This window comes from Caballeronia sp. GAWG1-1, assembly GCF_023631465.1.
Taxonomy (GTDB): domain Bacteria; phylum Pseudomonadota; class Gammaproteobacteria; order Burkholderiales; family Burkholderiaceae; genus Caballeronia.
The window spans coordinates 37,823-55,906 of sequence record NZ_JALQDB010000036.1; the positions used below are offsets into that span (position 1 = coordinate 37,823).

Below are 18,084 nucleotides of genomic sequence, written 5' to 3' on the forward strand. Positions count from 1 at the left end.
CATGCCCAATGAAAAACGCCTGCTCCGTTCCGCTCAATGGTTCGGAACCCAGGACAAGAATGGCTTCATGTATCGAAGCTGGATGAAGAATCAGGGCATTCCGGACCACGAGTTTCAGGGCAAGCCGATTATTGGCATCTGCAATACGTGGTCGGAACTCACGCCTTGCAACGCGCATTTCAGGAAGATCGCGGAGCACGTGAAGCGCGGCGTCTTCGAGGCGGGCGGCTTTCCGGTGGAGTTTCCGGTGTTTTCCAACGGCGAATCGAATCTGCGGCCTACAGCCATGTTGACGCGCAATCTCGCCAGCATGGACGTAGAGGAATCCATTCGCGGCAATCCCGTCGATGCCGTCGTGCTGCTGGTCGGCTGCGACAAGACCACGCCCGCCTTGCTGATGGGCGCGGCGAGTTGCGACGTGCCCGCGATCGCGGTCAGCGGCGGCCCGATGCTCAACGGCAAGCATCAGGGTCGCGATATCGGTTCGGGCACCGTCGTGTGGCAACTGAGCGAGCAGGTGAAGGCGGGCAAGATCACGCTGCATGAATTCATGTCGGCGGAAGCGGGCATGTCGCGTTCGGCTGGAACCTGCAACACCATGGGGACGGCATCGACCATGGCGTGCATGGCCGAAGCGCTCGGCGTGACCTTGCCGCACAACGCGGCAATTCCCGCGGTGGATGCCAGGCGCTACGTGCTCGCGCACATGTCGGGCATGCGGATCGTGGAGATGGCGCTCGACGACTTGCGGCTCTCGAAACTCCTCACGCGGCAGGCGTTCGAAAACGCGATTCGCGTCAACGCGGCCATTGGCGGATCGACGAATGCGACCATCCATCTGAAGGCGATTGCCGGCCGTATCGGCGTGGACCTGGAACTCGACGACTGGACGCGCATCGGCCGCGGCACGCCGACGCTCGTCGACTTGCAACCGTCCGGACGCTTTCTGATGGAAGAGTTTTACTACGCGGGCGGTTTGCCCGGCGTGATCCGGCGTCTGGGGGAAGCGGGCTTGCTGCCGTATCCCGACGCGCTGACGGCCAACGGCCGCTCACTCTGGGACAACACGAAAGACGCGCCCATCCACGACGCCGAGGTGATTCGTCCACTCGACCGCCCGCTCGTGGAAGACGGCGCGCTGTGCATTTTGCGAGGCAATCTCGCGCCGAACGGCGCGGTGCTCAAGCCGTCCGCCGCGACGCCGGCGTTGCTCAAGCATCGCGGCCGGGCGGTCGTGTTCGAGAACTTCGACGACTACAAGGCGAGGATCGGCGATCCCGAATTGAACGTCACCGCCGATTCGATCCTGGTCATGAAGAACTGCGGCCCGAAGGGTTATCCGGGCATGGCCGAAGTCGGCAACATGGGCTTGCCGCCGAAGCTGTTGGCGCAGGGCGTGACCGACATGGTGCGCATCTCCGACGCCCGCATGAGCGGCACGGCTTACGGCACGGTGGTGCTGCATGTAGCGCCCGAAGCGCGCGCCGGTGGTCCGCTCGCGGTGGTGGAAGAAGGCGACTGGATCGAGATGGACTGCTTCGCGGGGCGCCTGCATTTGGACATCAGCGACGAGACGCTGAGGACGCGTCTCGCCCGCTGGGCGGAAGAACCGCGCAAAGCGGGCGAGAACACGAGCGGCTACGGCAAGCTGTACATCGATCACGTTTTGCAAGCCGATCAGGGCTGCGATTTCGACTTTCTCGTGGGATGCCGTGGCGCCGATGTTCCGCGCCATTCCCATTGACGCCCGCGCGTTCTGCCTGTCAGCCGCGCGCTCCGAAGGCGCGCTGGATTTTCTTCTCGGTGTTGTACTGACTGAGCGCATAGACCGACCAGATCGCGGCGGGAATCCAGCCAATCAACGTGATCTGAAGAAGCAGGCAGATGATGCCGGCAATCGGTCGGCCGATCGTGAAGAACTGCAGCCACGGAAGGATGAGTGCGAGCAAGAGACGCATATGCGGTCCTCGGATGTGATGGTCTGGTGACTTTACCATCCGCGTTGCACCTGCTCGCGCGATCCCATAACATGAGGCCGGGACCTACTTTGCCGAACTCGCCAAACGCCCGGCCGACATTCGATGACCGAAGCCACCGACCTCGCGCACCTTGTTGACGCGTTGCGCCAGCATCGCCTGCTCGATGCCGATGAAGAACCGCGCTTCACGCGCCTGACGGGTGGCGTGTCTTCGGATATCTGGCGCGTCGATGCGCGCCGCGCTACGTTCTGCATCAAGCGCGCGCTCGGCAAGCTCAAGGTCGCGGCGGACTGGCATGCGCCCGTCAGCCGCAATGCCGCCGAAGCCGCGTGGCTGCGCTGTGTCGCGACCTGGCTGCCGCACGCGGTGCCTGCGCTTCTGTTCGAAGACGCGCCGCTCGGCTGCTTCGCGATGGCGTATCTTCCTGCGGAACATAACTCCGTCTGGAAGGCGAAGCTGCTGAAAGGCGGGATCGACGACACCTTCGCCGCGCAAGTCGGTTTCCTTCTCGCGCAGATTCATGAGCGAAGCGCGGGTTCGGCTGCGCTCGCGGTGCAGTTCGCGAATCACGATACCTTCGAGTCCATCCGCATCGAGCCTTATCTGCGGGCGACAGCCGCGCGTCATCCCGACCTGGCGAACACACTCGGCGATCTGGCGGATTCGGTTTCGGCTGCGCGCATCGCGCTGGTTCATGGCGACGTGAGCCCGAAGAACATCCTATGCGGTGCCGACGGCCCCGTCTTTCTCGATGCCGAATGCGCAACCTACGGCGATCCGGCCTTCGACCTCGCGTTCTGCCTGAATCACCTCGTCCTGAAGAGCTTTCTCAATCCGCATTGGCGTGAACGCTATGCCGGAAGCTTCGACGCCCTGAGCGGTCGATATCTGGCGGCTGTCGATTGGGAACCGGCGGAACGGATAGATCTGCGTTGCGCGCGGCTCTTGCCGGCGTTGTTGCTCGCGCGGGTCGATGGCAAATCGCCCGTCGAGTACCTGCAAGATCCAGCCGACATACAGGCGGTGCGCGAACTTGCGCGCGGTCTTCTCATCGAACCGGTCGATTCCCTTGCGCAATGGCGAAAGCGCTGGAACGAGGCGGCATCCATCGATAAACCCGCGGGAGTCTGAATATGAGCAGCGCGATTGCATCCGTCCACGGCCGCCGCATTTGGGATTCGCGCGGACGTCCGACCGTGGAAGTGGAAGTGACGCTGGCAAGCGGCGCCAAAGGACGCGGCATGGCCCCGGCGGGTGCTTCTCGCGGGCGTTTCGAGGCGGTGGATCGGCGCGACGGGGCGGCCGCGCTGGGCGGCTTCGGCGTGAGCGATGCGTTACGCGGTATCGACGATGAAATCGCGGCGGCGCTGATCGGCATGGATGCGCTCGGGCAGACGCAAATCGATGCGCGTCTGATCGAACTCGATGGCACCGAGGACAAATCGCGGCTTGGCGGCAATGCGTTGGTCGCGACGTCGCTTGCGGTTCTGCATGCCGCGGCGGCAGACCGTCGGCAGCCGCTGTGGGCTTATGTCGCCAACGGCCGAACCGTCAGCGTTCCGATCCCGGAAATCCAGATCTTCGGCGGCGGCGCGCATGCTGGCCGGCGTATCGATATTCAGGACCTGATGGTCATGGCGCCATCCGCGAAAAGTTTCGACGAAGCGCTGGAGATGACCGCCGAGGTCTATCTGGCTGCGGGCAGGATCATGGCGAAGCGTGGTCATCTTGCCGGTGTCGCCGACGAAGGCGGGCACTGGCCCGTGTTCGAGAGCAACGAAGCGGCGCTGGATACGCTCGTCGCGGCTATCGAAGAAGCGGGGTTCGTTCCGGGCGAGCAAGTCGCCATTTCGCTCGATATCGCCGCATCCGAATTCGGCTCGGGCGGGCGTTACAAGCTCGGCCTGGAGCGCCGCGAGCTCGACAGCGACGCCATGTGCGAACTGATGCTCCGATGGTGCGACCGTTACCCGATCGTGTCGATGGAAGACCCGTTGAGCGAGGACGATGCGGCCGGCTTGCGCCGATTCACGGCAGCCGTGGGAGAACGCGTGCAGGTGATCGGCGACGATTACCTCGTGACGAACGCGGCGCGCATCGCAAAGGCCGCCGAGCAACGCGATGTCAACGCTGTCCTCATCAAGTTGAATCAGGCGGGTACGGTGACGGAGACGCATGCGGCGCTGGAAGCGGGAAAGAACGCGGGGTTTGGCACGATCGTATCGGCGCGCTCGGGTGAGACGGAGGATACGACCATCGTGCATCTTGCCGTTGGCTGGAATGCGGGCCAGCTCAAAGTCGGCTCGTTCTCGCGCTCGGAACGCATGGCCAAGTGGAACGAGGCGATTCGCGTTGAAGAAGCGCTTGGCGACGCGGCACAGTTTGCGGGTATGTCGATGCTCGGTCGCAGGCGATAGGTGCGCGTCCGTTAAGAGGCCCAAGCGAACCGTCCCGGTGCCTTTTTACAATATCCAGACGAATAATCAGCATATATTCCACGAAAAATACATAACGTGTGGAATTTAACCAGTGGCTGCTTCGTTCATCCCTTAAGCGATCGCGAGCGTTGACGTGTGCGCGAGTATGTTGCGTTCGACGGTCTGGCAAATTGTTTGCTCATGTTGTCGGCCTTAAGGCGTGAGTCACGCCTTCGTTTCAACATGGTCTGGAACTTGCCGCGATGAAAGCATAATCCATCGGTGTGCGTAATTGCGCATCGACGCGCAAAGATAAAGGCACCGATGAACGAAGCGCCAGCGGCAGAGCAACAATGCGTGGCATTTTGGACTATGCTGGCCTGAGCACTATCGAACGATGGGCAGGTGTGGACAACAAGGCATGGCAAGCGTGCACACCATTTGATTCGTCCCCCTTACTAGCGTACCCGCATCATGAAAAATGATGCGGAAGCGGAGAGGCGCATGAAAATCGCGTTTGTTGTCGACAGCTATCCTGTTGCATCGGAAACCTTCGTGGTCCGTCAGATCGCGGGATTCGCGGAACGAGGACATCATGTGGTCGTTCTTGCCGCGCGCTATGACGAAGGCGCCGACGATCCGCTCAAAGGCCAGATCGAATTACGCATATTTCGTCGCAAACAGGGCACGGCGGCACGCATTGCGCATTTGGCGCGCTTCGGACTGAGTTCACTCTCAACGCCGGAAGGACGCAAACGCATTGGCGTGGCCTGGCGCGCGGCGACATCCGGTTGCCGCTCGACCCTGTTCGACCTCTCGGGCGGCGGAGCAATGTCGCACGAAAGTTTCGACGCGGTAATCGCACATTTCGGTCCCCTCGGCGTGCGCGCCATGTATCTGCGCGATGCGGGCTATTTCGAAGGCCCTATCTCCACCGTCTTTCATGGCTTCGACATGAGCGACGAAGCGCTCGTCAAGCGTTATCTGCCGCACTACAAGCAGCTCTTCGGAAGGGGGTCGCTGTCGCTGCCGGTCAGCGAATTCTGGCGGATGCGCCTGATCGACTGGGGCGCGCCTGCATCGCGGACGCTCGTGCATCACGTGGGAGTGGATGTCGAGCAATTGCCGCTTGCCACCGACAAGCAAAAGCCCGGACGCCCGCTCAAAGTGCTGAGCGTGGGAAGATTCGTCGAGAAAAAAGGCCTTGAATACGCGATTGCCGGCGTTCGCGATTGCAGCCTGCCCGTGGAATACAACGTGATCGGCTACGGCCCACTTGAGGCCGACTTGCGCGCGATGGCCGCGAATAACCGCAATCCGGTCAACTTTCTCGGCGCGCGCGCACAGGACGAAGTGTTCGCGGAACTAAAGCGCACCGACGTGTTTCTGCTGCCGTCCGTGACGGCCGCCAACGGCGACATGGAAGGCATTCCGGTGTCGATCATGGAAGCGATGGCTACCGGCGCGATCGTCGTCGCAACGCGTCATAGCGGCATTCCCGAGCTCGTGGTGGATGGCGAGACCGGCGTGCTCGTCGACGAGCGTTCGGGGCCGAGCATTTCCGCCGCGCTCGAAAAAATCGCCAAAGGACAGATCGACACCGACAAGATGCGCGCGACCGCGCGGCACACTATCGAAACGAACTTCAACAACCGCACGTTGCACGCGGAACTGGAGGCCATTCTGGTCGAGGCGCGCGCGGGCGAAGCGCGCGAGATCGCAACGTGATGCGGTCTCGCGCGGTATCAGAAATCCGCATGCGAGCGGACGAAATTCACGAAGCTCAGATACGTCGGCAAGATCGGCACGCTGTTGTGCATGATGCCGAAGGTGTGGTCGCCGCTGTCGAGCACGTAATACATGGTGGATTGAATGTTGTGCGTCTTGCGGGCGTCGTAGAACGATTGCAATCGGGACTGCACGAACGCGCTCCGGTAGTCGTCGCTTTGTTCGGGATTGGCATTCCACTCGGTAATCATGAAGGGAACGCCGTAACGCGCCTTGCAGTATTGCGGCAGGTCGAAGTGCGGGCCCGCGCCATCCGAACCGATATCGAACAAATCGCCATAGACTTCGTAGTTATGCCATGTCGTCATGTCCCAGCGGACTACGGGATGACCGCTCGTGCCGTCCGGCTGATTGCCTTCCCATAACGCGTCCGACGCACCGATATCCGCCACGCAGAAGTTGATGCCGCACATGGCGTCGGGCTGCGCGGCCTTCACGCCGTCGATCAAACCGCGCATGACGCCGCGCATGACCGGCCAGTTATCGTTGTTGAAGTCGGCGACATCCGTTCCGGCGCGATTCGAGTCGATTACAGTCTGAGCTCGGCGCGTGAGTTCGTTGCCGCATTCGTACATCGTCACGCCGTAGGGCTTCAGCGTGCTCGCGACCGTCACGCCTGTGCTGTAGGCCTTGGCGTATGCCGCGGCCTCGCTCCCGAACAGGTTACCCCAGTCATCCGTCAATCCTTGTTGAATCAGACAGAACAGTTCGATGCCCGTTCCGTTCATGGCCCTCGCCATCCTTGCGACAGGTCTGAGTTCAGCCGACGTCTCATTGCACCCGAGCCGATAGATACTGCAACCCATGCCATTCAAAATAGCGATGGTTTGCGCGGGTGTGTAGAGATAATCGTAATGACCGTTCATGCCGAAGAACATGCCGGATTGCGCTGCGAGCGGTGTGCGCGGGTCCCGGCAAAGTAGCCAATCATTCGACCACACATAGAATTGCCCGCTCGTGTTTCTCTGATAGATCTTGCCGCCCGACCAGAGAAGCATCAAAACGTTGGCAATGGATATTGCCGTGTCGTTCTGAAATACGACGCCGTTATTCACCGTCCAGACGGAGCCGCGTTTGTCCACGATCGCGGTTGCGTCAGGAATGGTCGTGCCATCCGGCGATGGGCCTTGCGACTCCGCTCTTGCAGTGGGATTCAGTTGTCTGGACCGCCCGGAAGCGCTCGATGTCGAGTTCGGTACGTCGCTTTCGCTTCCGCCTCCGCAGGCGGCCAATGTATAGGTTCCGGACAACGCGCCCAGGCTAGCTAAAAATCTACGTCGATCAATCATCGAATATGCTAATCCGCCTTCTCGCGGAAAACTCCAATTACTCTGCGATAAAATCGCCATTCTTTAAACATAGTAGGAATGCGAACTAATAAATCGAAGGCGAAAGGATGCCTGCGCTGCCTTGACCAGAGGCGCGGTCGAGAGCCCTCGAGACCTGCGTTAAGCGATGACTGCGTTGACGCCAGGGACTACGCGGAACACTTCGAGTCTGAACGAATTCGGCGGGGATTTGCAGGTCGCTTCTCGAACTACAGAGTTGCGCAAACGCTTTTCCTTAACGGCGCTTTGTGAGGCGGCAATATGAAAAAACGTGAATGCGTCGTAAAGACAATGCAGAGAGCGTGATCGAAATCTTGAACCATCGATAACGCACGAACGCTTCGGGTAGCGAAGGCTTGCGAAATGCAACGCAACCGCGGACGCGACGTTGTTCAAGAGGAAGAGCCTTAGGGAAACGATGTGACGTGACGTGAACCGATGGCTCAGTGTGTTCACGTCACGCCTGAGTGACCAATGCGGGCGGTGTCAGCGTTTCGACAACCGCACACACGCCGATTCACCCGATCGTCCGCGTCGACATTTTCGGCGTGGATAACAGAGGCGCCGCCTGCAACATTTGCCCCCACTGATAATCCACGCTGTCCGGGAAGAGGGGATATAGTCCACCGCCCGGCGTGAAGGTCATTTCGCCGAAGAAGATCTTGCAGTCGGGTGCATAAAGATCCACGCGCACATAGTCGAAGGATGCCGACAACGCTCTCGCCTTGGCGAGGATCGCGTCGAGGTTGGCCGGGCGCTCGCAAGGCGTCGCACTACGCGGATAGTGTCCGATCCTGATGTCGAGGTGGTTCCACGATTCATCGAAGAAATCCCCGCGCGGATGGCCCGTATAGCGATCGGAGATCAGCAGGACAAACAGCTTGGAAGGTCCCTCTTCGGGATTGAAGCAGTGGATCTTGAAATCGGCGGGAATGTTGCCTTGTTCATCGAGAAGCAGGGCTTCGAAAAGCAGCCGCGGTTGAATCGCGCGGTAATGCCGCTCGCGCCCGGTTCTGGAAAAGTCGGTTGCAAGCCACCGGTCGGCAAGCGTCCTCAGTTCCTGATAACTCGTTTCCGCTTTGTCGCGGACGATCTTGACGAAGCCGCTGCCGTGATTGGCCTTCATGACGAAGGAGTCGGGCAACGCCTCGAAATCCTCTTCGGTGAAGAGCTCAGACGCCTTGAGCAGCGGAATCAGATGTTCTTCGCCGATCACGCGCCTGACGAAGTCACGCACAATGAGCTTGTCGGCCAGATCGGTAAAGCGCGCGTCCGGGTTCAGACTGCGCCGGAGCATTTTCTCGTTGAAGGTTTCGGGATTTGCAAGACTCGGGAATCGCCCGATCTTCCTGCGATGCTGCAGACGGAGGAAGAGTTCGTCGGGCATCCAATTTTTGAAGGCGTTCGCGATCATCGTGAATTAGATATTCATTCCGTTTTGGCGAAGCAGGGCACGCACAATGTGCCATATTCAAAATAATGCAGCTACTGAATAAGTCGCGATGAAAATCGCAGCCTTTCAGACGTGAAGAAGGTCACGTGGGTCAAGTATGGCCAGCGACGTGGCTGGTTTTGTGCGCTAACGCACGTTGCGATGGAACGTAAGGGACGTCAAGTTCACGTCTTACTAATGCGCGGAGTTTATTTCTAAAGCAAGCGCATGAGGTCTGATATCTCAAGCTCTTTCGAATCTGTATGTAATCAGGTTGATAGATTGCGTTCAGAGGCGATATGCGACCGAAGCCATTCCGTTCACATCCAACCTGCGTTCTGTAATCGGGCTGCCGGCAGCGAAGCGTTCGAGCCGGCCAACGACTGCGACCAGGTTGGCCGACCAGTGCGAAGAGATCGTGTAATTCGCGGCCAGATTGAAGTGGACGTCGCGCAGGCCCGAGCCGGTGGAGTATTGCGGCAATCCGGACACCACGCTTTCCGGTTGTGAAACGCCGAAGAACGTGCGCGTATAAGCGCCATTGGCCCAAGTCAGCCCCGGCCCCGCCGACAGCAGCAATTTGCCGATGGGCGCGGAGACATAGAGATCCGCCATCGCGGTGAGTCCTTGCCCGGTGCCGCCGATGTCCTGATAAACGGCTGTCGATCCGGTGAAGGCCCAGTACGTGTAATCGGCGAATAGTCGCAGCTTCGGTCCGTAGTGCACGTTGGGCAGGCCGTCGAGTCGCGCGTCATCGGACGAGGATCGCGACTGAAAGTCGAAGCTCACCGACATGCCTGCATGGTAGTTCTCCCCGCGCAGCACGTTGACGCCGAGCACGTCCGGACCTTGCGAAAAGATACGGTCGCGCCAGGAAATATCCTGCACGGGCAAGGGAAATACCTTGATCCGCGACGATCCCGGAAATTCGGGGAACACGTACAGTCCGGGCCCGATCGAGATTTTCCAGTCACCATTCGTTTGCGTGTCCGCGTCGGCGGCGTGTGCCGGTCCAAATGCGAGCACGGCCGCAAGCGCCACGCAGGTGCGCGCGATGAATGTTTGCGCGCGCTTCATGCTCTCTTCGCGCCTGCAGCCGTTTGCCGGAGCCGACGCGCCAGGGCACGCGACATCACGGGACCTGTGCCATCGGTGGAGTCGCAGGCAGATGCGCTCTCGCGCAGGAACATCGTGCATTCGCGAGCCACCACTTCGCGCTCGTTGTCGGACGTGATCATGTGATAGGAGTCGTCGAGCCAGATGGTCCGCAAGAAAGAGGCGCCTACGTTTGCCGCGACGAATCGCGCGTTGTGCGGGCTCGAGGTCTCGTCGTCGATAGCGTGAATGACGAGGCAGTCGCTCGTGACGCGCTTCAGCTTGCCACGCACCGATGCCGCGAGACGGCTGGCCTCGTGCAGCGCGGGCATCGAAATGGATGCCGGGCCGACTTCGCTGATCTCGCCTTTTTGCATCGCGCGGGCGATCTTCGTGCGCAGCGCTTCATTGCGCAGACCATAAGGCTCGTGCTCGCGGTAGCGATAACGCGTACGCAACGGCGTGTAGTACGCCCAGTCGAGCAGGAATCGACACCACGGGATGGCCCAGCCGTCATAGTCGAGCGTGACCGAGAGCAACAGCAGGGCGCGCGCGGAAGGGCGTTCATGGGCGACCGCGGCGGCGAGCGCCGCGCCCATCGACAGGCCGCACACCGAAACGTGCCGATGCCGCGCCGCCAACGCGTCGAATTCCGCCACGGCCGCGCGCAGCCACTCTTCCATCGAAGCGTGTCCGGCGCCCGCGCTGTATCCGGGCAACTCCGGCGTGTGCGTTGCGAAACCCTCTTCACCGAGATAGCGGGCGAGAAAGCGCAATTCGAGCGGCGAACTTGACAGGCCGTGCAGCAGCAGGACCGCGTGATCCCGGTTCTGGGCGGGGGGAAAGTAAGGCATGTTCATGGTCAGGCAGCCGAACGGAGGACGAGATAATCGCCGGATGGCGTGGCGAAGCGCTCGCAAACACATTCGACGGGCCGCCAGTCCTGCTCGTCCGACTGGAACCGGATACGGTGAAGCCCCGGCAGAAGGGCATCGCTGACGCGGGCAATATCTTCGCCGTGGGCATCGGCATGCTTGGCGCCATATGCGATGCCGGCGCGCGGCGCGTCATCGTCGATAACTGGGGAATTCGCCGCCGCGACGAAATTGGCGGGCGAGACGCGCGTCGTCGAATCGAGCGCCTTGATGAGAATCAGCGAACGGTTGTATTGCGTGACGTGCTGGAGCATCCGGTGCATTTCCTCGGTCGCCCGGCGCGTGATGAGGCGTTCGTTGTCGTGACGCAAGAGCATTTCATAGCGCGACTGCGCCACCGAAGCGAGCAACTCGGCGCGATACTGCGCGCGCTTGAGCCGCTCGACGAGCGTCATCATGACGATAGTGATCAACGGATACGACACGAGCAGCTTGATATCCGCGCGGTCGAAGTCCTCGATGCGCGCATAGGGCGGCACGAAGAGAAAGTCGGCAATACATAGTCCGGCAAGCATCACGCAAACCGCCGGCGCAAGACCGCAGTAATACTCGACGAGAACGGCGGCAATGAGAAACGCCGTTCCGGGCATGACGGGTCCAAGCAGCGGGTGCAGCAGCGTGCGGATGAGTGCGGCGGTGAAAAGCGCGCTTGCCGCGATGATCCATCGTTTGCCGCCGCGCGGCGCCCATCGGCGAGAATTACTGATATGCATGCTATTGCACGAGGCGTGTGACTGTCCTCGTGGTATCGGCGTTCCGGCGCGCGACTTTAATGCCATGTGAGGCATAACGGGCTTTCGCGGCGCGCGGGCGCTGGAATGATTATGCTTTCAACGTCTGAAAAAGCTTGATGATGTCGAACGAGAGAATTCGCATGCCCCTGCTGTCCCACGGTCTACGCTTTGCCATCGCCGCTTATCTGCTTGCGGCGCTGACGCTCTTTATGGTGCAGGACCGGATGCTTCTGCCTTCCACTCCGAGCGCGCCGGATCTTCGCACAGTCCCGCACGCCGGTGCAAGCATCGACCTGTTGCAAGTGCGCGACCAATTCGCGGGCTATGTCGTCACTCCGGCCGGGCGCGAACCGCGCGGGACGGTCATGGTTTATCACGGTAACGAGGAGTCGGCCGACACCAAATTGCCGCTCGCCGACGTGTTCGTGCGCGACGGGTATAGGATCGTGATCGTCGAGTATCCGGGGCACGGCAGACGCCCGGGAGAGCGCACGATGAAGGCGGCGCTGGCCGCATCGCGGGAAGCGTTGGCGGCCACCATCGCGCAGTGGCGCGGGCCGCTTTATCTCGTCGGGGAGTCGCTCGGTGCGGGCATGGCCGCGCAGGTCGTGAAGGGCAATGAAGCAGCGCTCGCGGGCGTCGTTTTGATCACGCCGTGGGACTCGCTCGCCGACGTCGCCGCCGAAAAATATCCGATTTTTCCGATCCGCTGGATGCTGCACGACGGCTTCGATTCCGTCGCCGCCGTGTCGCATTACGATGGCCCGCTCGTGATCGTGGGCGCGCAACTGGATACGCTGATCCCGGTGGTGCACGCGCGCCGCTTCGCAAACGAACACGAACGCGCGCGTTTCATGCTCCTGCCGACCGCCGATCATGACGACTGGTTCGGCGTCATGACGCAGGCGGACTGGCGGCAGGTCTTGCAGTGGATGCACGCCGGCTGACGAAGCCCGGCGCCGGCGTTTCCTCGTCGGTCAGTCGCGCGGGCTCAATGCGAGGTCGGCTTGACAGGCGCAACCGGGCTCACGCCGTCGATCGCACGCACCGGGTCGACGCTCTTGGCTTCGACGTGTTCGACTTCGACATCCGTGCCGCGCAGTGTCTCGTTGATCGTCTCGGTGCGCTCGGTTGCCTGCCGGCCCACGACGACTTCCTCGACGACATGCGCGGTCTTCGCGACGACGGCGTGTTCTGCCGTCTCGCGAATTTCCACGAAGCCTTCCTTCAGGTCGGCGGCCGTGGCGGGCCGGTCGACCGGACGGCGCTCGATCGTCGCATGCTCGTCACGCAGATTGACGGTCTCGCTGACAGGCGTTGCAGTGGCGCGCGAATAGACGCGCACGCCGCCGGTTTCGACTTCGCGCTTGCCGACTTCGAGCGACTCACGCGTCACCGCAAATGACTGGCGATCGGCCAGCACTTCATCCGAAGTCAACGGCTTTGCGGATGCATCGAAGCCCGCATAACCGCCGCTTTTCCAATGCGCCACGCGTTCGTCGATATCCACGACGCCCGCCTCGTGCATCGTCGAACGCACGAGCGGCACCTGTGATTCTTCCTTCACGTTGACCGTGAGTAACGCGCCACCGCGACGAACCGCTTCCTGATAGTTGCCGATGTCTTCCGACCGGTCGTCGCCAGCGAACATGTTGCCGAAGAAATTCTCGATCTTGCCGACGATGCCGACTTCTTCCGTGGCGGCGGAAGCGGGTCGATCTGCAACCACGGGACGTTCCGCGCCGCTCGTCTCGTCACTGGCGTGCACTTCCATGTCGGCGCGGTCCAGACCGCCTTCTACGAGACGCGCGACCGCGCTTTCGGCTTGCTGAAACGAATCGAATACACCAACGATTGCTTGAGTCATGTTTTGCTCCGGGTAGATTTGAGTGATTTGAATGGCGGCCAGACGTTGCTTCGAAGAACGGCTCAGGAAGATGTCTTGCCCGAGCCCGAGGACGGTATCGCGGGGTCCGCAATCCAGTCTCCAACCGTTCCAGCGCGCCTTTCCACGACGACTTCCTGACGTTGCAACTCGGCTCTGTGCACGTCATTTTTTTCGGTCACTACAGTGGTGATGCGGATTTCTTCCTTGAGCATCAGCCTCAGTTCGGTCACGGGCACGTACTCGAACACGGGCACGACCAACGTGTCGCCTTCATGGCGCGGCGCAAACTCCGCGTCCACGAAACGATTGAGGGCAATGCGTTCTATCTGTGCCGTGCGGTTGCGCAGAACGACGGGCACCTCGCGCGACTCGGTGTGCGTCACGACACGAACGCGCACCATGCCGGTTTCGAGCGTTTCCGTCGATACGTGCAGACGTTCTTCAGTGGCGGTCAACGTCGACGTTTCCACGACACCTGTCGCCGTTCGATTCTGCGTGCTCATGCGCGGCTCCAAGTTTCGTGGATCAGTCGGATAGGGCTTTTAGCGTGTGACACGGTTGTCCGGCGTAAGGCGTCCTGCGGCACCGGCGCGCAAGGCGACGTCATCGGGAGCGCTGCCGCTTGCATCCTCGAACGGCGGTTGGTGACGGAATCCCGCACCACCCGACACGATCGCGATGATCGCGCCGACGAGAAGTGCAGCGAACGAGAACCACGAAGCGCGGGCGACGCCGCGTGCGGCGGTATCGGCGGCCTGACGTGCATCGGCTTCAGCTTGCGGGCCGGATGCAGCGGCCGTTGCAGAAGCAACCGCGCCTTGAACCTGCGCCTTGAGCGAACCCAGCATCGTGCCGCTTGCGGCCGAAGGGTTGGCCGCGGCGGTAGCCGTCGCACCGGTCGATGCGATGCTGCCTGCCGCACTCACTGCGCTGCCGACGAGCGACGTTGCGCCGTATGCCATCGCGATGATCATCACGGCCCATGCAAGCAGGCCATGCAGCCAGCCAAGAACCGGCGCGCAACGCCCTGCAAAATAGGAACCGATGAACACGGCGATGACCGTCATCACGATCATGTAGGCGCCGGAGCCGAACGCGAAGCCGCGTGATGGATCGGGCTGAGTCAGTGGCGACAGCACCGATGCCCCGATAGCGGTTCCGAGCACCGTCAACATGAGGTACGCGATCAGCGAGAGGATGACTCCCGCGATGACGGCACCCCATGAGACGCGGGGTAGACCATATTGTGTAGTAAGCAGGCGCATAGCGGTATCCAAAAGAATTTAGGAAGCCATAACAGGCACGTCTAGTGAGCAACGCGTGCTGGCCAACTTGTAGGTGCAATCACCATTCCCACGAAGTGCCGGAGTTGGCTTGAACCGGCATGGACGAAGGTTCGCGCATGCGGTCGGGAGCAAATAGGTGGGATCTGCTTGAGGGTGTCGCGCGGCGGGCGAAGAACACTTAGCGCCGCGTTGACCTATCCATGTCCGTCAATGCGGACTCAGGGCGAGTTTGCTTCCACGCGATCGTGTTCATGCTCGAGGCTCTGCGCCTCGATCAGACGATGGATGAACCTCAGCTTTTTCACGGCGCCAGGTGCGAGCGTGAACGGATACGGGTCCGGCATGCCGAGGCTTCGGTTAAGGCTGTTCATGGCGTACGTCAGCATCGTCCATTGCTTCATCAGCAATTCGAAACTCGGCGAGTGAGGCAGCACTTGCGCGGCGAAGTTAGGACCTTTGCGGCTCACCGGCGCGATGTTGATGCCGCATGCGCGCGCGGTGCCGGTGGTATCCACGATATGAAGATAGTGCGCCCAGGTTTCCGCCCAGTCTTCCCAGGGATGCATGGTCGCGTAGGCGCTGACGTGATTCGTCGCCCAGTCGGCAGGCGCGCCGTTGCGATAGTGGCGCGAAAGCGCTTCGCTGTAACTCGCCCGGTCATCGCCGAAGAGCGTGCGGAACGACGCCGTTCGCCGCGCGCCCACCACGAGGCGATCGAAGTAGTAATGGCCGATCTCGTGTCTGAAGTGACCGAGCAAGGTCCGGTAGGGCTCGCGCATGGCGATGCGCACGCGTTCGCGGCGCACGTCGTCTGCCTCGGCGATGTTCATCGTGATGAGGCCGCTATGATGGCCCGTCAAAACCTTTTTGCCTCGGCGGCTTTCGAGAAACTCGAATTCGAGCCCGGTTTCAGGATGCTCCTTGCGCGTGTCGACGCGCAATCCCAGCACGGCGAGCGTGTACAGCAAACGACGCTTCGCGGCTTCGAGTCTGGCCCAGTAATAACGACGGCGCGGCGCTTTCAGATTCGGGATTACGGCGGTCAGACGGCAAGAATGACAGAACGGGTCCGGCGAGTCTTCCGGCACCATCCAGTTGCAAACCTTTTCGACCGAATAGTTGTGGCACGGCTTATAGCGAACGTCGCTGTCCGCCGGCTTCGCTTCCCACCGAGGCCCCTTCAGCTTGACGAATGCGCTCATCTCGCCCGTTTCCGGAATGAAGCCGAGCATCGACCCGCAGCGTTCGCATTGAACGTTTTCGAAGAAGATGAGATGTCCGCAGTCGGTGCAGTGAAACGCTTTCATAACGGACGATTCGTGGGCGTTCTAAAGGTGGACGCGAAGATCATTCGCACGGCTCGCAAATCACCTTGAAGTCGACCAGGGCCGCGCTCCCGAAGGTCATGCTGATAGGCACGTCGGTCGCATCGCGGCCGCGCGCCATGAGTACACGGCCAGTGCGCGGTGCGTTGTTGCGCGGATCGAAAGTCTGCCAGGTTCCGCCGAGATAGGCTTCGAACCATGCACAGAAATCCTGGTCCGCATAAGGCGGCGGCAGGTTCACGTCGCTGATATAGCCGGTGCAATACCGCGCCGGAATGTTCAGGGCGCGGCAGAGCGCCACCGCCAGTTGCGCGTAATCGCGGCACACGCCGATGCCTTCCTGATGCGCTTCGGAAGCCGTGCGCGTGGGCCGTGCCGTCTTGTAGTCGAACTTGATGTGTGCGTGCACGTAATCACAGATGGCGAGCACCTGGGTTCGCCCTTGCGGCAGTCCGCCGAACCGTTGCCACGCGAAGTTGGAAAGCAAGTCGGTTTCGCAATAGCGGCTGCCCAGCAGAAACTGTAGACACTCGTCGGGAAGTTGTTCGACCGGGAGTTGACCATCTTCCAGGGGATAGCTTTCCGGCGTATCGGGCACTTCGAGCACGCCTTCGGTCGCCACGACGAGCGGACCCACAGACGGCGTCACGATACGCGTGCACAGATTGCCGAAGCCGTCGTAATAGTGCGTGAACGCGAGCGGCGGATCGAACGTAATGCGATCGGCAACGACGACCTTGTCCGACATGGAAGGATGCGTGTTGAGCATGAGCACCGCAGGCGTGGCCTGAGTGCAGTTATAGGTCAATTGAAAACCGACGCGGAGCTTCATGGAGGTGGGTCCAAAGGATTAACGGGCGTACTAGGGCGATCAACCGAACGCCTCAACCTTCGACACGACCCAGGAGATTTTGCCAGCTTCGCCAAGCGCCGCCATTCACCTGATGTATGCATCGGATGAAGACGTTCTTGTTGCATGCCAGCATGAGATAACTTGTTCCAGCAACATCGGGGCCTGGAACCATCGATGCTTGTGAATACACGATAACACCATTACTTTGTCCCAACGCTTTGGAAAGAAAAGCAGCATCCACTCCGAAGCGCGCCAAAACCGGTTCATTCGACTTGACGCACCTTGCCCGAATCGCTTCAACGGTGTCGCCGATGGAAAACATCAGGAAACCGAAGGATCACAAAAACTTTGCTTGACGCATGCGACCACTCCCGTATGATGGACTCATTGTTGCAATGCAACAAAACGGGCGCCGTACCCACGGATCGGCTCGCACGTACCTCTTTATGGAGCGGACAATGTTTCCTATTCTTCAATCATCGGCACCGGCGGCAACGGCACAACTCGAAGCGTTTTTCGGCATCACGAAGCGCTATGCGATGGGACTTCAACAGCTTGCCGATCTGAATGTGCAGACGGTCAAGGCTGTGTTCGAGGAAAGCGCCTCGGTCCTCACGTCGGGTTCGGACGTGAAACCGGGCGACTTCATGGGTTTTCAGTGGACGCTGTTCGCGGAAGTGCCGGAAAAGTCGGCCGCTTATGCGCGTCACTTCTTCCAGATCGTTCGTGAGACGGAAGCCGACATCTTCAAGGAAGCGCGCAGCCAGTACGAGCAATACGGTTCCGGTATGAAGGGCGCGTTCGAATCGGCCATGCAGCAAGGCTCGTCGCAAGTGCAAAAGTCGATTGCTTCGATATCGGATGTGGCCTCGTCCGCGCATGCGGCAAGCGCTGCGCCCAAGCTCATTCTCGATGCAAGCGAGAGCACGGTGGATAGCGTGACTGGTGCGACCAACGCCAGCATCGAGCTATTGAACACCAGCCCCAAACATTCGGCGTGAAGTTTCCGGGAATGTGACATCCG

Annotated in this window: 18 protein-coding genes; 6 read left to right on the forward strand and 12 right to left on the reverse strand. The window is 60.8% G+C overall.

Going from position 1 to position 18,084, the window contains the following annotated elements; translation table 11 throughout:
- The first annotated feature begins 1 nt into the window (after position 1).
- The gene (locus NCT03_RS24805) at positions 2-1,744 is read left to right on the forward strand and encodes an IlvD/Edd family dehydratase (protein WP_250494292.1); all 1,743 of its coding nucleotides are present in this window, start codon (positions 2-4) and stop codon (positions 1,742-1,744) included.
- 19 nt (positions 1,745-1,763) lie between these two features.
- On the opposite strand, the gene NCT03_RS24810 is transcribed toward NCT03_RS24805, so the two are convergent.
- Positions 1,764-1,958, reverse strand: coding sequence for a YqaE/Pmp3 family membrane protein (locus NCT03_RS24810; protein ID WP_244830248.1), 195 nt, complete (start codon positions 1,956-1,958; stop codon positions 1,764-1,766).
- 123 nt (positions 1,959-2,081) lie between these two features.
- Here NCT03_RS24810 and NCT03_RS24815 point away from each other — a divergent pair, with 123 nt between their 5' ends.
- From NCT03_RS24815 to NCT03_RS24825, 3 genes are all read left to right on the forward strand, one after another.
- A complete protein-coding gene (locus NCT03_RS24815) occupies positions 2,082-3,110 on the forward strand; it encodes a phosphotransferase family protein (protein WP_250494293.1) in 1,029 nt (342 codons plus the stop codon).
- A 2-nt stretch (positions 3,111-3,112) separates the two neighbouring features.
- Positions 3,113-4,396: a phosphopyruvate hydratase gene (eno, locus tag NCT03_RS24820; protein ID WP_250494294.1), complete on the forward strand. Its 1,284-nt coding sequence runs from the start codon at positions 3,113-3,115 to the stop codon at positions 4,394-4,396.
- 504 nt (positions 4,397-4,900) lie between these two features.
- A complete protein-coding gene (locus NCT03_RS24825; RefSeq protein ID WP_244830251.1) occupies positions 4,901-6,124 on the forward strand; it encodes a glycosyltransferase in 1,224 nt (407 codons plus the stop codon).
- Positions 6,125-6,141: 17 nt separating this feature from the next.
- Here NCT03_RS24825 and NCT03_RS24830 read toward each other — a convergent pair whose 3' ends face one another.
- The 5 genes from NCT03_RS24830 to NCT03_RS24850 all read right to left on the reverse strand — a co-directional run bounded on the left by NCT03_RS24830 (position 6,142) and on the right by NCT03_RS24850 (position 11,687).
- Positions 6,142-7,473, reverse strand: a complete 1,332-nt coding sequence (locus NCT03_RS24830) for a hypothetical protein (protein WP_250494295.1) — start codon at positions 7,471-7,473, stop codon at positions 6,142-6,144.
- Positions 7,474-8,029: 556 nt separating this feature from the next.
- Positions 8,030-8,899, reverse strand: a complete 870-nt coding sequence (locus tag NCT03_RS24835) for an ATP-grasp fold amidoligase family protein (RefSeq protein ID WP_244830253.1) — start codon at positions 8,897-8,899, stop codon at positions 8,030-8,032.
- 333 nt (positions 8,900-9,232) lie between these two features.
- On the reverse strand, positions 9,233-10,021 hold the full coding sequence (locus tag NCT03_RS24840; RefSeq protein WP_250494296.1) for a MipA/OmpV family protein: 789 nt from the start codon (positions 10,019-10,021) through the stop codon (positions 9,233-9,235).
- Positions 10,018-10,893 carry an alpha/beta hydrolase gene (locus NCT03_RS24845; RefSeq protein ID WP_250494297.1) on the reverse strand — a complete coding sequence of 292 codons (876 nt, stop codon included), beginning with the start codon at positions 10,891-10,893 and terminating at the stop codon, positions 10,018-10,020. The genes NCT03_RS24840 and NCT03_RS24845 overlap by 4 nt, the downstream gene beginning before the upstream one ends.
- 8 nt (positions 10,894-10,901) lie before the next feature.
- Positions 10,902-11,687 carry a DUF4118 domain-containing protein gene (locus tag NCT03_RS24850; protein WP_250494299.1) on the reverse strand — a complete coding sequence of 262 codons (786 nt, stop codon included), beginning with the start codon at positions 11,685-11,687 and terminating at the stop codon, positions 10,902-10,904.
- A gap of 161 nt (positions 11,688-11,848) precedes the next feature.
- Here NCT03_RS24850 and NCT03_RS24855 point away from each other — a divergent pair, with 161 nt between their 5' ends.
- The gene (locus NCT03_RS24855; protein ID WP_250494300.1) at positions 11,849-12,655 is read left to right on the forward strand and encodes an alpha/beta hydrolase; all 807 of its coding nucleotides are present in this window, start codon (positions 11,849-11,851) and stop codon (positions 12,653-12,655) included.
- A 44-nt stretch (positions 12,656-12,699) separates the two neighbouring features.
- Here the strand turns inward: NCT03_RS24855 and NCT03_RS24860 are convergent, their stop codons facing one another.
- The 6 genes from NCT03_RS24860 to NCT03_RS24885 form a co-directional block, all read right to left on the reverse strand.
- A complete protein-coding gene (locus NCT03_RS24860) occupies positions 12,700-13,575 on the reverse strand; it encodes a YsnF/AvaK domain-containing protein (RefSeq protein ID WP_250468165.1) in 876 nt (291 codons plus the stop codon).
- A 62-nt stretch (positions 13,576-13,637) separates the two neighbouring features.
- Entirely contained in the window at positions 13,638-14,099 is a 462-nt protein-coding gene (locus NCT03_RS24865; protein WP_250494301.1) for a YsnF/AvaK domain-containing protein, read from the reverse strand.
- A 39-nt stretch (positions 14,100-14,138) separates the two neighbouring features.
- The gene (locus NCT03_RS24870) at positions 14,139-14,771 is read right to left on the reverse strand and encodes a hypothetical protein (protein ID WP_502800416.1); all 633 of its coding nucleotides are present in this window, start codon (positions 14,769-14,771) and stop codon (positions 14,139-14,141) included.
- Positions 14,772-15,100: 329 nt separating this feature from the next.
- Positions 15,101-16,189: a zinc-binding metallopeptidase family protein gene (locus NCT03_RS24875; protein ID WP_250494303.1), complete on the reverse strand. Its 1,089-nt coding sequence runs from the start codon at positions 16,187-16,189 to the stop codon at positions 15,101-15,103.
- Between the two features lie 40 nt (positions 16,190-16,229).
- Positions 16,230-17,039: a transglutaminase-like domain-containing protein gene (locus tag NCT03_RS24880; RefSeq protein ID WP_244830261.1), complete on the reverse strand. Its 810-nt coding sequence runs from the start codon at positions 17,037-17,039 to the stop codon at positions 16,230-16,232.
- A gap of 52 nt (positions 17,040-17,091) precedes the next feature.
- A complete protein-coding gene (locus NCT03_RS24885) occupies positions 17,092-17,382 on the reverse strand; it encodes a hypothetical protein (protein WP_250494304.1) in 291 nt (96 codons plus the stop codon).
- Between the two features lie 136 nt (positions 17,383-17,518).
- Here NCT03_RS24885 and phaP point away from each other — a divergent pair, with 136 nt between their 5' ends.
- Positions 17,519-18,061 (forward strand): phasin family protein, encoded by a 543-nt coding sequence (phaP, locus tag NCT03_RS24890; protein ID WP_250494305.1) that lies wholly within the window; start codon positions 17,519-17,521, stop codon positions 18,059-18,061.
- Positions 18,062-18,084 lie beyond the last annotated feature (23 nt).